The sequence below is a fragment of the Wolbachia endosymbiont (group A) of Bombylius major genome, from assembly GCF_947251895.1.
GTDB classification, from domain to species: domain Bacteria; phylum Pseudomonadota; class Alphaproteobacteria; order Rickettsiales; family Anaplasmataceae; genus Wolbachia; species Wolbachia pipientis.
This window is the reverse complement of record NZ_OX366395.1, coordinates 842,486-859,012: the sequence shown is the minus strand read 5'-3', so window position 1 is coordinate 859,012 and position 16,527 is coordinate 842,486. Positions and strand designations below refer to the sequence as shown.

The following is a 16,527-nucleotide window of genomic DNA, read 5'->3' as shown; positions in this document are numbered from 1 at the left end:
ATTTATTTTCCATAATGTAAGTTATGTAATTTTCGATACTAAGATCTGTTATAGCTCTCAGTATGATATGAGTGATTCTCTTTTAATAATTATTTTTTAAATAGTTTGTTGGTTCATCAATTTCTTTAGGATTGATATCTACAATTATTTTTCCGTTTTTTAACAGAATAATCCGATCTGATATTTTTGTTAAAAAATCCAAATTGTGAGAAGCGATAATCATAGTAATACCCATATCTCTAACTGATTGTAGTAGTTCCACAACGTCGACTATTGTTGCTACATCTAAACCAGACGTTGGCTCATCGCATAATAGAATCCTTGGATTCATATTCATCATTAAGCTTCTAGCAAGCGCAACCCGCTGTTTTTGCCCACCAGATAGATTATTAGGGTAATCATTTTTTTTAGAAGCAATACCCAAAGACTCAAGGTGAATAACTTTGATCCTGAGTTTTATTTTTAAGCTTGGGAGCGTATGTAAGATTTTCCCAGACAGTCATATGTGGGAAAAGTTGAAAATCCTGAAATACAAAACCAGTACTATCATTGCATTCAATGCTACCAGAATCTAAAACTTCGAGTTTTTGTATACAACGTAACAATGTTGATTTACCACTACCAGAAGGACCAGCAAGACCAACTATAGATTGTTCTATAATCAGGTTAATATTATTAAGTACTGGAACATTATTAAATAACTTACAAACATTATGCATTTTTATCATATATACCTTTCTGTTCAATTTTTTTGCCTATATATTCAATTAGTAATACAAGAGCGTAATAATAAGCCCCAGCAAGACAAAGTGGTATAAAATAAGTAAATTGTTCTGCTGCAAGCATTTGCGCAGAGCGCATAATATCAACACCACCAATAGTAGAGATTAATGCCGTTTCTTTAAGGAGTGCAATGATCTCATTTATCATTGCAGGAAGAATATTTTTAATAACTTGTGGTAATATAATATCTCTCCACATACAGAAACTAGGTATTTGTAAAGTTTTAGCTGCTTCAAACTGGTTTTTTGATATAGTTTCAATACCAGCTCGTAAAATCTCAGCAATATAAGCACAGCTATTTAGACCAAATGCTATAATGCCAGCACTAAATATGTTTAATTTAATTCCTGCAATGGTTGGAGTCATAAAATAAACAACACTTAACTGTAATATAAGGGGGGTGCCACGTATTACAGATATAATTCCATTAATTAATGGAATACAGATCTTATTATATCTGAGTACTGACAATAACCCCCCTAGACTCACACCTAAAAGCAGTCCTCCAATCAATAATTTTAAAGTAAAGGCAAGGCCTGTTCCAACAAACAAGAAATTAGAAATTAATTCTTGCATCAGTTATCTCCTAGCCATTTTTCTGCTATCTTTTGTATTACACCTTTACTTTCTAAACTTTTTAACGCCTCGTTTATTTTATCCTTTAAATCAGATCCTTTATTCACAGCAATAGAATAACCATTATCTGACTTAGCGATAGCTGACCATGATAGACCAGGATTTTTTTTGCTAAATACTTTACCTTGGAATTCATCAATTAGGACGCCATCAACATGACCAGACTTTAATGTTTCTACAGCTTGATTATTATTGTCCATAGCAATAATTTGAGCTGTTGTAGGAACATGCTCTTTTAGCCAAATTTCCATGACAGTTCCTAGTTGAACGGCTATCTTCTCGTGAGTTAAATTGTTTATACCGGCTATGGGTTTATTTTTGTGATATAGAATACCAAATTCCCCTGTATAATAACTATTTGAAAAGTCAAAATTTTTTTCACGCTCTTCTGTGCTACCAATAGTAGATATAGCAGCATCTACAGAATTACTTTGCAATGCTGCAAATATAGTACTAAACTGCATATCTTTAAATATCGCTTCTTTACCTAACTCTTTTGCTACTAATTGAGCAAGCTCAATGTCAAAGCCAGTAAATTTACCATTTTCATAATATTCAAAAGGTGGATAATCTGCAGAAATTGCAAATCTATAGAATACTTATCGCTATAATAGCATTTAAAATGTATTTTTTCATATTACTAATTTATATTCATATTTTATTCATCTTATGAATATAGACATTAAAAATTGAATAGTCAAGAAATAATGAATATAATTTCAAATATACTTATTACATATTCAATATGAGGAAAATGCATAATGCATGACAACACACTAGGTGAACATATTTTAAATATTATTCAAAATCATGAAATTTTAGAACAGAGCGATTTACAGACCTTGCTTAAAGAAAGAGGGCATAACATTCCTCAGGCTACTTTATCAAGGAAATTAAAAAAACTTAAAATTGCCAAAGTTGCTGGTGTATATAAAGTAATCGATATCAACCAGTATCAATTACCATTAATACTTAATATGCAAATTTCGGATTTTGGTTTAATCGTACTACACACTCAACCAGGACAAGCTAGCAGCCTAGCTTACTTTCTAGATCAGAAGTATGTTATTTATTCATTAAACAATAGCAAAAACATAGGAATTATAGGAACTATAGCAGGTGATGATACAGTATTATTGATCATCAAAAGTAAGGCTGAACTTAACAAAGTATTACAATCAATTTATGAAACATTTCCATATTTAAGTCCTGAATAAGAATGTTGTAAGTTAAAAATGTGATATAAAGGAGATAAGAGGGATTCCTTTGTTTAAATCTTTGTCTTCTTTTTTTCAATATACCTACATATCAGAATGGACAATTCATATAGAATCAGCATTGGTATTGCAAGCCCTACTTGGCTTAATACATCAGGTGGAGTTAAGATTGCAGCGATAATAAAAATTACCACTATCGCGATTCTGCGTTTATTTGACAAATTTTGTGTAGTGAGTAACCCTACTCTCACCATCAATGTGAGTATTACTGGAATTTGAAATGCAGTGCCAAATGCAAACATAAATTGGAGAACGAGGTCTAAATATTCGCTAACTGATGGCATAAACTCTATTGGTATACCGAAAGATTTCCCACTATGTTCAAAAGTGATGAAAAACTTCCAGGCTAAAGGAAATATATAGTAATAGACTACAGTAGCTCCCGTTACAAATAAAACCGGTGTTGCAATTAAGTATGGCAACAACACTGCCCTTTCACTTTTATATAACCCAGGTGCTAAGAACATATAAAATTGCCATGCAAACACAGGAAAAGAAAACAAAAGTGCGCTCATTATTGCAACTTGGAGATACACAAAAAATGCCTCTGTTAAGTCTGTGTAAATTAAAGAAAAACCTTCGCTACCTTTTGTTGCTTCTATTAAAGGTGCGAGTAAAAAACGGTATATATTTTCCTTAAAGTAATAACAAAAACCAAAAGCAACGCAAAAAAATAGAAAGCAAAAGATAACTCTTTTTCTGAGTTCCGCAAAGTGCTCATAAAATGAGGCGTATTTGTTTGAGTTCCAGTTCATACTTTACTATAGCTCAATAATGCTATGTCTAACATTCTCAGCGAAAAAGCCCACTCATTGTCATACCACGCTGCAACCCTGCATATATCACCTGTAACATATGTACCAGTTAAATCCACAATTGCACTATAAGGGTTATGCACAAAATCTATTGAGACTAAAGGTTCCTCGCATATAGAAAGTACATTTGACATTGGATAACCCTCTGTCATCCTAGTACCCTCTGATGTCATCCGAGTAGCTGACACTGGGATCCAGAAATTAGATTCCAGCGTCACGCGCTGGAATAACGTAGAGGAGAGAGCTGCATCCTTAAACATTTCATTGATTTCTTTAACGGTCGCTTTCTTATCAGTCGTAAATTTAAAATCAACCATAGAAACATTGCTAACTGGAACTCTGACGGCAGTGCCATCTAGCTTTCCTTTTAATTCAGAGATGACAGAACCAATTGTTTTTGCTGCCCCGGTTGTAGTTGGCACCATAGATAATCCGCAAGCCCTTGCTCTACGCAAATCTTCATGATTACCATCAAGAACATTTTGATCATTCGTGTAGGCATGTATAGTAGTCATAAAACCGCTTTTTATACCTAAACTGGAGTGTAGGACTTTCACAATCGGAGCAAGGCAATTTGTAGTGCAAGAACCTGCTGATATCACTTTATGCTCTTTTTCGAGCATATCGTTATTCACACCATAAACTATAGTGACATCAGCATCCGGAACTGGAGCAGAGACAATTACTTTCTCTGCATTGTGCCTTATTGCTTCTTCACGTTTGTTGAATGCACCAGTGCATTCAAGTATTACATCAACATTCCAAGGAATATTTTCAGGGCTCCGTTCTCTATATAAAGAAAACTTTTTGCCATTTATAGAAATCCAATTTTGAGACTCATTAAAGTCAATATCACCACTGAATTTGCCATGAACAGAATCATATTTAATCAAATGTGCATGCTGCTCAGCACCGAGCGATCCATTGACAGCTACAACTTCTATTTGTTTACTATATTCTTCTATTTCGAAAATAGCATGCAATACACTTCTGCCTATTCTACCCAGACCATTAATTCCTACACGAATCGTCATCTCTTCATTCAAAAAATTTAATTATAGAGGATATCACTTGATATTTCATTTTATTCTTTTGCTTTTCTATCGATATGAACATTATAGCAAGGAGACAGGGCTAAAAACTTGCTTGACAAACTCCGCCAGCCCCCTTATCATAAAATTGAAGCTATTTATTTATCTTCGCAATCTACAGATTAAAACGACAAAGGGAACTTTGTATTTGGCGTAAATCATGCTTAATTTTTTGCACTATGTGCACCTCATGTCTTTATAAAACTTCTGGGTTTCTACCTATACAAGCCGAAACGCGCTTATAAAGCGTTTAAGACATCAAAAGACGTCAAATAGAACAAGGGAGAATTTGAATACTAGCTACCCTAGGTTTTCTTTGCCTTTTTTTCTGCTTAGTAAATTTTTTAATGTTTATAGCTAAAAGTTAGTTGCAGTTTAAATGCAGCTGAGTCGCGGTTACTAAGTGTAAAAAACATAAAAAAACGCCAATACTGAAAATAGACAATGACTAGGGTTTCTTTTGCCTTTTTTTCGTTTGGTAAGTTTCTTAATATTCATGGCTAAAGATTGCACGAATGTTGCAATTACAAAAGCGTTTCTACTAGGAGGGTGTCATCCCAGTGCCCAGACACTGGGATCCAGGAATTTTATTAAGTTGGTAAGCATAAAAGTAGCCGTTTTACGTTACAATACAATGTTTTGATGATTATGGAAAGGCTGGATCCCAGTGTCACGCACTGGGATGACAAAAAAGAGGCTACTCGGATGACAAGAAAGGAGCGCTGCTATTATAGAGTGAAATGAGATCCCAGTGTCAAGCACTGGAATGACATCATAGGGGCTTGCATGACATCATTCTTTTTCTTGGATCCAAGTAGTCAGGGCACTGGGATGACATCATAGAGGCACTAGGATGACACCTTGACAATCGTCATTCCGCTACTTGTTAGCGCCGCGGTGGTATGACGTAGAATTTTATAACCCAGTGTCCAATCTGGATTCTAGTTAGCGTTTTTAGTAACTAAGAAAAGTGCTTCCCCCTTTTAGAGCGCTGCATATAATAGATTTGACATTGCAGTGCATTATGCAAACAAAATTCCCAATACTACAGGAGGCTTTATGAATAAGAAATTTCTCTATTCACCATTGTCAATAAAAAGCATAGGAGAAAATGGTGTATTTTCTGGTTATGCTAGCGTTTTTAATATAGTTGATAAACAAAATGACCTGATCTTACCCGGAGCATTTAAGGAAAATTTAAACAGAAATAAAATAAAACTCCTTTGGCAGCATAATCCTGACGAACCTATAGGTAGTATCATAGATATTTATGAAAATGATGTTGGTCTATATATAATTGCACATTTACTTTTGGGTATTCAGAAAGCAGAAGAAGTGTATTTGATGCTCAAAACTGGGGCAATTAACGGACTTTCCATCGGCTATATACCTATAGAGTATGATGTTGATCATAAAAGCGGAGCTAGAGTGTTAAAACAAGTGGAATTATGGGAAGTCAGTTTGGTCACTTTTCCTGCAAACTTAGCTGCTCAGGTAATCAATGTGAAAAATCAGAACAATGAACAGGAAGTGTTAGCAAGAGCGATAGAAAAAGCAAATGCTGTACTTGCAGACATGTACATTTCTGCTTAAAGTGTATTAGGCGGGCAAAGACTTTACCATAATTTGACACCTGCGTTAGTATTTGTTTAACATTTATACTAATATATATAACTTTATTACTATTAAAATTTTCTGTAAATTAAAGATAAAAAATAAGGTAATTTTATGCTAAATATTAATAATAAGGAAAAAAAATACAGATGGTCTACTGTATTTGCTTGGTTATATCTAAAAAAGATTGGACGAATATTGCCCAAGAGATGGAACAGATGGGCAGAAAATATTTTGTACTACGATAAAACTACTGCAAACAATGAAGTTCAAACTGATGCTTTTAAGACAATAGATGGAAGTGTTCAAGTTGACTTAAAACTTGAAATTGTAGAGAAAGAGAGCCAAAGTGAAGTAATAAGTAAGGATGGAGAGGTTCAAACTAATAAAGTAACATTTCACGATATAGCAATGCAGACCGAATACGTCGAAACAACGGATAAAAATAGTGATCAAGCACAGCAGATTGCAGACTTACAATCAGAAAATGGCTTATTGGAAGTGAAAATTGAAGAATTGCGATCTATAATCATAAGGCTTAAAGCGGACTTACAATCAAAAAATAGCTCGTTAAAAGAGGAAAATAGAGAATTGCGATCTATAATTGAAAGACTTAAAAAGGATTATAGAAAATTGGTAGAAGTTACAGATAAACAAGAGAAAGAGTTTTTAGTAAAGTTGAAGGCAAAATCTGAGATGATAGGGTGCCAGGGAAGAGAATTAACTGAACTCAGAGCAGAATTTACCAATAAAATAAACGAGCTTTTAGAAAGGGTGGGAGAAGTCAGGAAAAATAGTTTAATTAAGCAGTTACAAAAAGAACAGAAGCAAGTAGAAGATCAATTGAAAGCTGATATTAAGAAACTACAGGGAGAAAAAGAAAGCATGAAAGAACAATTAAAAATAATGCAACAACAACTGTTAAATAATCAAGAACAACAAAAGTTGGAAGAAAAGTTAAAGGATGTTGATAAAAGATTAGAAGATATTGATGAAAAAACTAAAAAATCGGGAATGTTCAAAAAAGTGTGTCAAAGCGCATTTTTAGTTCAACTCAATTTTCAATCTATCTGGAAAGAAAATATCAAGTTGAGACATAGTTAAAGCCCAATTAGGCAGAGCCATAGTCCATTTTTGCTCTACCTTCTTTATAGCACAATATACCTGTTTATACAAGGCATTTGTGCTGGTAAATGAGCCCTTGGTTTTAGTGAATTTTCTGATCTGTCTGTGCAGCCCCTCAATTGGATTTGTGGTGTAAATTAGCCTTCTAACTGGGCTAGAATACTTGAAATAACCAGATAAATTTTCCCAATTGTTCTGCCACGATTTTATAACTAAAGGATACTTTTCTCCCCATTTTTCTTCCAGCTCAAGTAAGTAATTTTCAGCAATTTCTTTACTTGTAGCACGATATATTTTTTTCAAATCATTCATGAAAACTTTCACATCTTTGCTGGATACATATTTTAGTGAATTTCTTATCTGATGCACTATACATAGCTGTACTTCTGCTTTAGGAAACGCACTATTTATAGCTGCAGGAAAGCTTTTTAGCCCATCTACACATGCAATCAGAATATCTTCTACTCCTCTTTCTTTGAGGTCATTTAGCACTCCCAACCAAAAGTTAGCTCCTTCACTTTCAGCCAAATAAAAGCCCAGGACTTCTTTTCTGCCATTTTGGTCTATGCCCAATATATTGTACATACATTTACTTACGCAATGTCCATCCTCTTTGACCTTAAAGAACATCCCATCCATAAATACTATCGGGTATACTGATTGCAGTGGACGACTACGCCATTCATTGATTATAGGCAGTAATTTGTCGGTAATACTTGATATCTCTGCCGCCGATATTTTGTGATCATAAATTTCCTCAACGTGTGACGCTATATCTCTATAGCTCATACCACTGGCAAATGTGCTCAAAATCTTCGTTTCAAGCTCTGGATGTAAGCTTGTTTGCCTTTTTTTGACTATTTGCGGCTCAAAACTTCCTTCTCTATCCCTTGGCGTCAAAAGTTCAAATGAACCGGCACTTGTCCGTAAAGTCTTTCCATTTCTCCCATTTCTTCGATTATTCTCTTCACTTTCAGCTAATAAGTGGTTTTCTATTTCACCTTCCAAACTTGCCTCCAGCAGCTTTTTTATAAATGGTGTTAATGCTCCCTCCCTTCCTGTCAACGGTCTTCCTTCTCGTATAGACGACAGGATATTTGTTTCCAACTCTTTATAATCTACCAATCCGTTAGTTCTGTTTACTACTTTCTGACTCATTGTCACACCTCCATTTTTTTATATCAATTTATTACTTTTTTTTCGGTTTGACACACTTTTTTGAACATTCCCAACGTGAAGTCAAAAATATCGAGAGCATTCTTTCAACGAACTTTTCTCCACGTTTTGACCAAGTGAAAAAGCTATTTTTACGATAAATGACATACCTTCTACCTTGACGTTCTGCAAGATTGTTTGTTGTCTCAATCAGATCAGGACTTCGCACAAATTTCCACATCATATCTTCAGAACGCAGAATATTGGCAGCCATTCTCGAGGCTTGAGTTCCTTTTGCAACCCTTGTTATCTTTTGCAAAAAATATTTCACCCTTTTTCTAATCTTTCTCATTAACCAACAAGATCTTAAATTATCTATCAGGTTTTGTTTACGTGCTCTATCTATCACAAACACTCTATTGATCAGCGATTTTAATGCTGCGCCGATTTGACTCACTTCAACATTTTTACTGAAGAAAAACCTTTCAAAGTCCCTTGCTAAGTGGGCCCAGCAGATCTGTCACGACTAAAGTAATTATATGCAGCATACCTATCGCTTATCTTAGTACTCTGGTAATAACCCTTTCAACACTTTCTTTCCGCGAGATCCAACTAACTTCATAAGTGTTGCTGTTTTATTCGTTACTACCCAACCTTTCTTTCCCTGATTTCTATTGGCTCGTTTCATCTATGTGCAAATACTTACTCTCGTTCAGCTCTTCTCTTATTTTTTCGTATTCTGATATACATTTTTCTGATACTTTACCCTCAGTTTTGATATCAAACCTAGGCTTATGTTCAGATTAAATATACTGCTTAAAATCTGTTGTACTTCTCTTTTTGAGTTGATAAAAAAGCCAGTAAAGCTGCTGATTATCGCTTCGGCATTGGGTCTCAAAAGATTCCAATCAACACCTTCAGGTAGACTAGCTGAGATCCTTTTCTTACATGCCTTACAGTAACCTTTTTGCAGCATATACTCAGTTACTATTGGCTTAATTTCTGGCAGCTCTACCTTTTGGTGTATAGTGTCTTCTTCTAAAATAACTTGGCCTCCGCACACACAAATCGAATCAATCGAGCACTTCACAATCTCATCTGCTTCCATTAACTCTCGCTTGTGCGCTTCATGTCCTGGTTGCCCTCCTGGATTCCTGTTACTCTTCTTTTTTGTTTTTTTACATCTTGTGATGGTGGTAGAGATAAATTTTTTGAATTTAAACCCAGCTTGTCTTGTAACTCTATTACTTCCTTTCTAAGATTTTCTATCTCCGCTTTCAGATCGGCATTTTCTGACTCTAACACCACAATCTTCTCTTGCAGCACTTCTATAATTAAACCCTCTCTATCTAGCTTATCTTCTCTATACCACTATACCATTTTTGTAAACTACTTTCTTATATCGTGAACGGTTACTAGAAAAGCTTTCGAACTACGCAAGGGTATCTTTTTGCCTTTACTATTTCTTTATTGTTTTAAGGCAACTGTCTGAGCTCCTCTGCCTTAGCATTATATCTCCACTTTCTGCAAGTTATTCCATTAAGTAGTAAAAATATTAGACTTGCTGCAAAACTAAGAAAAAAAGACCAAAGATAGAGCAGATTGAACTTACAGTAAAAATAGAACAAAAAACTCCAACAATAAATTGTACAAACTTCATCAGGTTAACTTTAACTTAAGAAAACATAAATCAAATTTTCTTGCTAAAAGACCTTACTTTTTCTCCAACCTTACTCAAACGCACTCTAGCTTAATGCATAATTTTACCCATAAACAACCTTATCTTTGGTACTTTTATTAGTTACAAGTCATCTAGAAAACCCAGATGCTCTACGAAGCCCACCAATCAATATCAGATCCTGCTCTTGTCCTATAGCATTCAATATAGCGTATAACAAAACCATCGCATCTCCCCCAGTAATACGCTTGCATCCTCCACAAAATTCGTATTCACTTAACTGTCGATTTGCCTCCACCCTTTTTCGTTCAACTTGCTCTGCGGTGTTAGCATACTTCAACTCTATTCCAATTGGATGAGTATCATCATTTTCCGCAGATTTTGATAATACTAGGTCTATTTTCCTTCCTCTCTGTAGCTGGAACTCAATAATTACCTTGGCAGGATTACCGCAACTTTGAAATATCCCACGCAACAAAGCCTGAAATTTAGCTTCATTGTTCACGAGTAGACGGTTTCCATTTAATAACGGAGACAACAGACGAGAAATCTCATTAAATAAAACTTCATACCTAGCCCTGTACTCACCATTAACATTACCATCATTACCAAAATTAGGCTCAGCACTCATCAACTGATCTGCAAATTGATGTAAGTTCCTAACATTACCCATTTGTTCTGAAAACCTTCCCTCGAAATAACCTTCACTATGAGAACGTGAGTAAGCACGTAGTGATTCGAATTTCTTTGCATAAGCCACTTCCAGATGACCCTGGACATCTACTTCACAAAGTACTTGACGCACCTTAGCATCATCTATGGCTTGAGGTAGTAACGACAGGTTCAATGCCTTATCTGGTAAAGTCTGCCACTTTAAACGACGAAAAATGTGAAGCACAACAAAACCAATATTTGATAAAAATAGAGCTAAAGTTAACGCATGTCTTACAATATCTGCTGCATCTCCCCTACCACCTGTACGTTTCATTTTCTCTCCCTGAGAGTGGTTAAATAGATACTTGGTAACCCTTACCTCCCGCCCATCATCTGTTTCTAAGTCCCTCCTTGTAGATAAAACATTTCCAAAAACAAACGATGACGTACAGGAAAAAGTATTACAATGAGGAGATTGAGTGAACTCTGATGCTATGGGTTGTAAAAAACGTTTTACATTTCCCCTAACTCCATTTCCATGAGGATGTAGTAAACCTGGTATTAAGGAAAGACCACCTTCTGAAAAGGCCTGCACAGAAGTTCGGAGACCAGCACCTCCACGTAATTGAAAATTTAACGCTACACAAACAGCACTTGGTGATGAGGTATGAATAGGCAAAGACGAAACAGAACAACTTTTAGCATAATCTTTAGCTTGCTCTAACCCTTCCTCATCACCAACCTTCAACTCAATTATAATTGGAACCGAATCATTTGCCTGATCAACACCACGAACAAGCAAAACAACATCTGCATAACCTTTTCCTATAAGTAGCTCTGGGTAGAAATCAGCCACAGCTCGGTATCTAAAATTTACTAAAAAACCACACAGAAAACCGTGGTAATCAGACTCTGCACGAAACACTAAGCTATCTTCATGTTCATCATGGATATCAATAACATATTCCAAAATTCTTTTAACATTAGTACGCACTTCTCCTGCATCATCATTTGCCAACTCATTCATCAGGTCTAACAATTCACCTTGTTCTCTGATTGGGTTAATTTCATGAAAAATTGGAGCTCCAGGTTCATCACGTTGAGGAAATCTATCTATTTCATGAATAAACCTACATTCTTCTCCAAACCGAAATATTTTATACTCTTCCCAGTCCAGATCCTCACCTTCCTGTAATTCTTGTGGAAGATTCTCTGCTACCCACTGCTTCTCTTCTTCGCTAAACCTTGATCCAGGGCTGTTCTCATTATCAGCAACAGTATAACACCTGACTATTCTTCTATTTTCTTCATTAGTGAGAACAGCAACTTTTAGATTTCCACAATTGTCAAAACGAAAATAGACTCTTTCATCTTCAACTAATATACCTGCATCATGTGCGGTAGAAAACATACCAAAGAAGAATGTAGGAAAAAAGCCAGGCTTATTAGCCGAATGCAAAAAAGATGCACAGTTGTTTAAAAAACCTACAAATTGTCTACTAAACTCATCACAACCTCCACTTAATAAAGCCCTAACTAATTCACGATCTTCACTATTACTATGCATAAATACTCCTATTTGTTAACAACTGCAGCAGGCGAAATACTAACACTAGTACCCACTAACGTAGATTGAGGACCTTCAGAACTAGCAGAGGATAAACTCAAGCTTTTCTCCGATTTGCACAACTCTTCTATTAAATTAGAGGAGCTAGTTGCACCTATCATCTTAGAATCCCTTGTTTTGTCTAAACTATTTGCTATCCTCTTTTTTAATGATTCAAAGCTTTTGTCTGAACAACAATCTTTAGCAAACTTTAAAATACTCAAGACCAAATCAACTTTTTCACCATCGCCAGCACTTTGAGTATCCTTGCTGCTCTCCTGATCTACAATCAAATTTGAAATTGCATTTTCCATTGCAACAAAAGCAATCCTATCTTTAAAAGGATCGACAACATTTATTTTATTTTGGTTAAATACACTAGATTCCCAAAGACTGCTAATAGCTGACCTTGCTTCATTCCTGTTATCCAAGTCATAATCTTTAGAAACTACAACAAATGAAAGCGATGATAGAAGATGTGCATATCCTCTAGTTGAAAGCATTTTCTCTACTTCAGATCTTGAACATCCCTCGCTCAAGTACTGGATAACATACTTAGTTGTGTAAAGAAAACCGTGCTCTACTAAGCAACTAAGAGGACGATAGATCACACCCCTATCTTTCTTATTCGGTAGCCCGAGTAGTGACTTATGATCTACTTTTGCGCTTATGACTTTACCTAGAATGGAATTTAAGGTAGCAGCAAGTTTATAGCTAGATTGCAATGGAGATAATTTTGCAATAGCAGAAACTAGCAATTTTTCTCGCCCTTCTTTCACTAATTTTTCTTCAGAACACAGACGATTATAGAAGTGTTCCACTCCCTTACTCCACTTGAAATCTACAGCCTTATTAAATCCATCTTCTGCTTCTATATTTTCTCTAAGGTTACCTGATTCTTGATCAATCCAGAAATTGAAAACAGGATCACGTCTTCCCATGGAACTTAACAATTCAACTCTTGCAAGCTCATCACTGCAAGCTAAATTCCTATCTTCCTCACATGCGCCTTTATGAGATAAGTCAGATCTAAAAGACTCTAACGCCTTGTCAAATAATTGCTTAATTTCACTCTCTACACACTCAATACATGCTATTTTATATATAGCAAATGGATTCAACACACCTGATTTAGCTAATTCTCCTACCAATTTAGCAACATCTAGTGTCGCACCTGACCAACAAGATTCATCACGAAACGCATTACATAAGAGGTCCGATTGCTCAACGGTTAGACCCTCTACTGTTACAGGGTGAGCCTTGACCCATTCCTCAATAGCTGAAGTTCTATCACCTTTAACAACATCCTTCAGCTTACTTATTACTTTGCTAGAGATAATCTCTTTATTTTTTTTAGGATCAGAACTGAGACGAGATCTTTTGCTTGGGCCTGCATTACCCTTCAAATCTTCCGTTCCACGTTTAGTTTTACTTTTTGGCATCTAATTACCTCAAAATCAAATATTCAATGAAGGTATTATACAAGCATTAGAATAATATACAAATCGAAAAATTAGTGTGCACCTAAATTTAAGCAGTAAGTATAGACCTGCTGCAAAAGAGGAGATATAAAGAGAGATGTAGCAAGAGGGAAGATGAGCTTAAATTATCAAATCAACGTTATTCTACTTTACCTCACTAGCATTTTCCTTACCTTGAACCTTACTATTACTCACAAATATAAACATTCGTTACGTAGTTCTTAATATGTCTACAGAGACGAAATTTCCCGAATTATTTATAATTAACCCTCACGATCACATTCTGGAACCATACATCAGAAAACTTTTATATTATTAGTTTTGTAGTAAAATTATATGAGTACATCATATCTATTAAATCAGAAGCTTTATGGATTATAGACTGAGAGCTTATTTGTTTGGGGTTATCTGGTTTATACTTAGCTTATTTAGTAGTGTAGCTAATGATACTATATCAAAATATCTAAGTTTACATCTTCAGAGTTTTGAAATAATTTTTTTCCGCTTTCTGTTTACCACTATTACCCTTGTACCTTTTATGTTTTACTATGGAATAGAAGCTTTTAAAACAAGTCAAATATCTATTCAAATAACTAGAGGAGCACTGTTGTTTTGTGGAATGGTCTTATGGACCTATGGATTGAGTACTTTCCCCATAGTAACTGCAACGATTATAAGTTTTTCTATACCATTATTTGTTATATTTCTTGCAATCCCTTTACTAAACGAAAATATAATTTGGCAAAGATGGATAGTAACTATTATTGGTTTTGTTGGTATTGCTATTACTATCAAAGCTCATAGTGAAGACTTTAATCCTAAAATTCTTATTTTTATTGTATCTGCATTAATCTTTGCTATATTAGACATACTTAATAAGAAACTTGTGATAAAAGAGTCAGTAATAAGTATGTTATTTTATTCAGCTCTAATGACAACTGTTTTTTCTACTCCACCTTTGTTATTTTATTGGCATATGCCTTCCTTGTTGGAATTAGTATTACTGCTGATTTTGGGAATTAATTCAAATCTAATTTTGCTCTTTATGTTAAAAGCTTTTACTCTTACTGATGCTACTGCACTTGCACCTTATAGGTACATAGAGCTAATAATTTCTGCAATAGTAACATACGTTATATTTAATGAATTACCTGATAAAAGTGTTTTACATGGTACTTTGATATTAATACCGTCAACCTTATTTATAGTTTACTCGGAAGGTAAGGCAATTAAGAAAAATAATGTAACAACAAAAGTTTATGACTCTCATTGTTAATGGTATTTATTTTAGATGCTAAGCTATATTTTTAAGGTGATAATAAAATGCACATAACTATTATAGGAGTAGGGTATGTAGGCTTAGTATCTGGTACAATGTTATCGGAGCAGGGCCATAAAGTTGATTGCATTGACATAAATACTGAGAAGATTGAACTTTTGAAATCAGGGAAAATTCCTCTATATGAACCTGAATTAGCAGATTATTTAGAGAATAATATAAAGTCACAAAGGATAAGATTTTTCGATTCGTATTTTCAAATAAATCCCAATACAGAAGTAGTATTTATAACTGTAGATACTCCATCAGACTCCCTAGGAAATGCAAATTTAAAGAATGTATATAATGCAGTAAGTGAAGTTTCTGAGAGAGTTAATCAAGATTGCTTAATAGTGATAAAGTCAACTGTTCCTCCTGGTACTGCAGAAAATATACATAATTATTTATCTAATAAGGGCTATAACTTTGATTTGGGGGTTAATCCAGAGTTTCTCAAGCAAGGCTCTGCAGTATCAGATTTTTTATACCCAGATAGGATAATAATAGGAGTAAAAACTAAGCTAGCTAGGGCAAAACTAGAAGTTATATATAGATCATTTATAGATAAGAATATTCCGTTAATAGTCACTGATACAGTTACTGCTGAAATGATTAAATATGCTTCTAATGAGATGGCAGATTTATGTGAGCTATTAGGAGCAGACATTGACCTTTTAGCTAACAGTATGGGAATGGACCATAGAATAGGTAAGGAATTTCTCAAAGCTGGTCCAGGATTTGGAGGATCATGTTTTCCTAAAGATTTATCGGCCTTAATAAGGCTTGCTGAAGATCACAATGTCAAGCTACAAATTTTAAATTCAGTTAAGGAATCTAACTATAATCATATAACAAACATTGCTAAAAAGGTAGAATATCTATTAAATGGAGTCCAAAATAAAAAAATAGCAATATGGGGGCTAACTTTTAAGTCTGGTACTGATGATGTAAGAAATAGCCCAGCTATAGATATTGCACAATTGTTAGTGAATAACAAGGCTAAAATTACTGCATATGACCCAATGGGGATGGATAATGCTAGGCAAGTTCTAAAGGATATAGAGTACGCGGACAATGCTATAGGGGCTGCAAGGGACGCGGAAGCCTTGTTATTGTTAACGGAGTGGAAAGAATTTAAAAATCAAGATTTTGCAAGTTTAAAGAGTATTATGGCTGCACCTAATGTTTTTGATTTCCGTAATTTATTAGATAGCGAGCTATTACTAAGATATGGTTACCATGTTTATTCCTTGGGTAAAAAATCTATCTACAAAATTTAACTGTTGAGAAATGT

General features: G+C 34.7%; 14 protein-coding genes and 1 pseudogene. 5 read left to right on the top strand and 10 right to left on the bottom strand.

Annotation, left to right across the window (positions count from 1 at the left end):
* Window positions 1-82 precede the first annotated feature (82 nt).
* Genes OPR49_RS04045 through OPR49_RS04030 form a run of 4 tightly spaced genes read right to left on the bottom strand, consistent with a single transcriptional unit; the run spans window position 83 to window position 2,000 of the window.
* Window positions 83-424, bottom strand: a complete 342-nt coding sequence (locus OPR49_RS04045) for an ATP-binding cassette domain-containing protein (RefSeq protein ID WP_265026729.1) — start codon at window positions 422-424, stop codon at window positions 83-85.
* A 4-nt stretch (window positions 425-428) separates the two neighbouring features.
* Window positions 429-728: an ATP-binding cassette domain-containing protein gene (locus OPR49_RS04040; RefSeq protein ID WP_265026728.1), complete on the bottom strand. Its 300-nt coding sequence runs from the start codon at window positions 726-728 to the stop codon at window positions 429-431.
* Window positions 712-1,359, bottom strand: coding sequence for an amino acid ABC transporter permease (locus OPR49_RS04035; RefSeq protein ID WP_265026727.1), 648 nt, complete (start codon window positions 1,357-1,359; stop codon window positions 712-714). Before OPR49_RS04035 ends, OPR49_RS04040 begins: the two co-directional genes overlap by 17 nt.
* Window positions 1,359-2,000, bottom strand: coding sequence for an ABC transporter substrate-binding protein (locus tag OPR49_RS04030; RefSeq protein ID WP_265027518.1), 642 nt, complete (start codon window positions 1,998-2,000; stop codon window positions 1,359-1,361). Before OPR49_RS04030 ends, OPR49_RS04035 begins: the two co-directional genes overlap by 1 nt.
* Window positions 2,001-2,180: 180 nt before the next feature.
* Between OPR49_RS04030 and OPR49_RS04025 the strand changes: the two genes are divergently transcribed.
* A complete protein-coding gene (locus tag OPR49_RS04025) occupies window positions 2,181-2,636 on the top strand; it encodes an arginine repressor (protein ID WP_065094904.1) in 456 nt (151 codons plus the stop codon).
* 53 nt (window positions 2,637-2,689) lie between these two features.
* On the opposite strand, the gene tatC is transcribed toward OPR49_RS04025, so the two are convergent.
* Window positions 2,690-3,451: a twin-arginine translocase subunit TatC gene (tatC, locus tag OPR49_RS04020; protein ID WP_065094905.1), complete on the bottom strand. Its 762-nt coding sequence runs from the start codon at window positions 3,449-3,451 to the stop codon at window positions 2,690-2,692.
* Complete coding sequence (locus OPR49_RS04015; RefSeq protein ID WP_265026726.1) at window positions 3,448-4,545, bottom strand: type I glyceraldehyde-3-phosphate dehydrogenase; 1,098 nt, start codon at window positions 4,543-4,545, stop codon at window positions 3,448-3,450. The genes tatC and OPR49_RS04015 overlap by 4 nt, the downstream gene beginning before the upstream one ends.
* Before the next feature lie 1,116 nt (window positions 4,546-5,661).
* On the opposite strand from OPR49_RS04015, the gene OPR49_RS04010 reads away from it, so the two are divergent.
* Entirely contained in the window at window positions 5,662-6,195 is a 534-nt protein-coding gene (locus OPR49_RS04010; protein WP_174515881.1) for an HK97 family phage prohead protease, read from the top strand.
* A 135-nt stretch (window positions 6,196-6,330) separates the two neighbouring features.
* On the top strand, window positions 6,331-7,320 hold the full coding sequence (locus tag OPR49_RS04005; RefSeq protein ID WP_265026725.1) for a coiled-coil domain-containing protein: 990 nt from the start codon (window positions 6,331-6,333) through the stop codon (window positions 7,318-7,320).
* Here the strand turns inward: OPR49_RS04005 and OPR49_RS04000 are convergent.
* The 4 genes and pseudogenes from OPR49_RS04000 to OPR49_RS03985 form a co-directional block, all read right to left on the bottom strand.
* On the bottom strand, window positions 7,261-8,499 hold the full coding sequence (locus OPR49_RS04000) for an IS256 family transposase (protein ID WP_265026724.1): 1,239 nt from the start codon (window positions 8,497-8,499) through the stop codon (window positions 7,261-7,263). The genes OPR49_RS04005 and OPR49_RS04000 overlap by 60 nt on opposite strands.
* Window positions 8,500-8,530: 31 nt before the next feature.
* Window positions 8,531-9,831, bottom strand: a pseudogene (tnpC, locus tag OPR49_RS03995) (IS66 family transposase).
* 473 nt (window positions 9,832-10,304) lie between these two features.
* On the bottom strand, window positions 10,305-12,395 hold the full coding sequence (locus OPR49_RS03990) for a PD-(D/E)XK nuclease domain-containing protein (protein ID WP_265026723.1): 2,091 nt from the start codon (window positions 12,393-12,395) through the stop codon (window positions 10,305-10,307).
* Between the two features lie 8 nt (window positions 12,396-12,403).
* The gene (locus OPR49_RS03985) at window positions 12,404-13,876 is read right to left on the bottom strand and encodes a hypothetical protein (RefSeq protein ID WP_265026722.1); all 1,473 of its coding nucleotides are present in this window, start codon (window positions 13,874-13,876) and stop codon (window positions 12,404-12,406) included.
* Window positions 13,877-14,285: 409 nt separating this feature from the next.
* Here OPR49_RS03985 and OPR49_RS03980 point away from each other — a divergent pair, with 409 nt between their 5' ends.
* Window positions 14,286-15,191, top strand: coding sequence for a DMT family transporter (locus tag OPR49_RS03980; RefSeq protein WP_265026721.1), 906 nt, complete (start codon window positions 14,286-14,288; stop codon window positions 15,189-15,191).
* A gap of 47 nt (window positions 15,192-15,238) precedes the next feature.
* Entirely contained in the window at window positions 15,239-16,513 is a 1,275-nt protein-coding gene (locus OPR49_RS03975; RefSeq protein ID WP_265026720.1) for a UDP-glucose dehydrogenase family protein, read from the top strand.
* The last annotated feature ends 14 nt before the right edge of the window (window positions 16,514-16,527 follow it).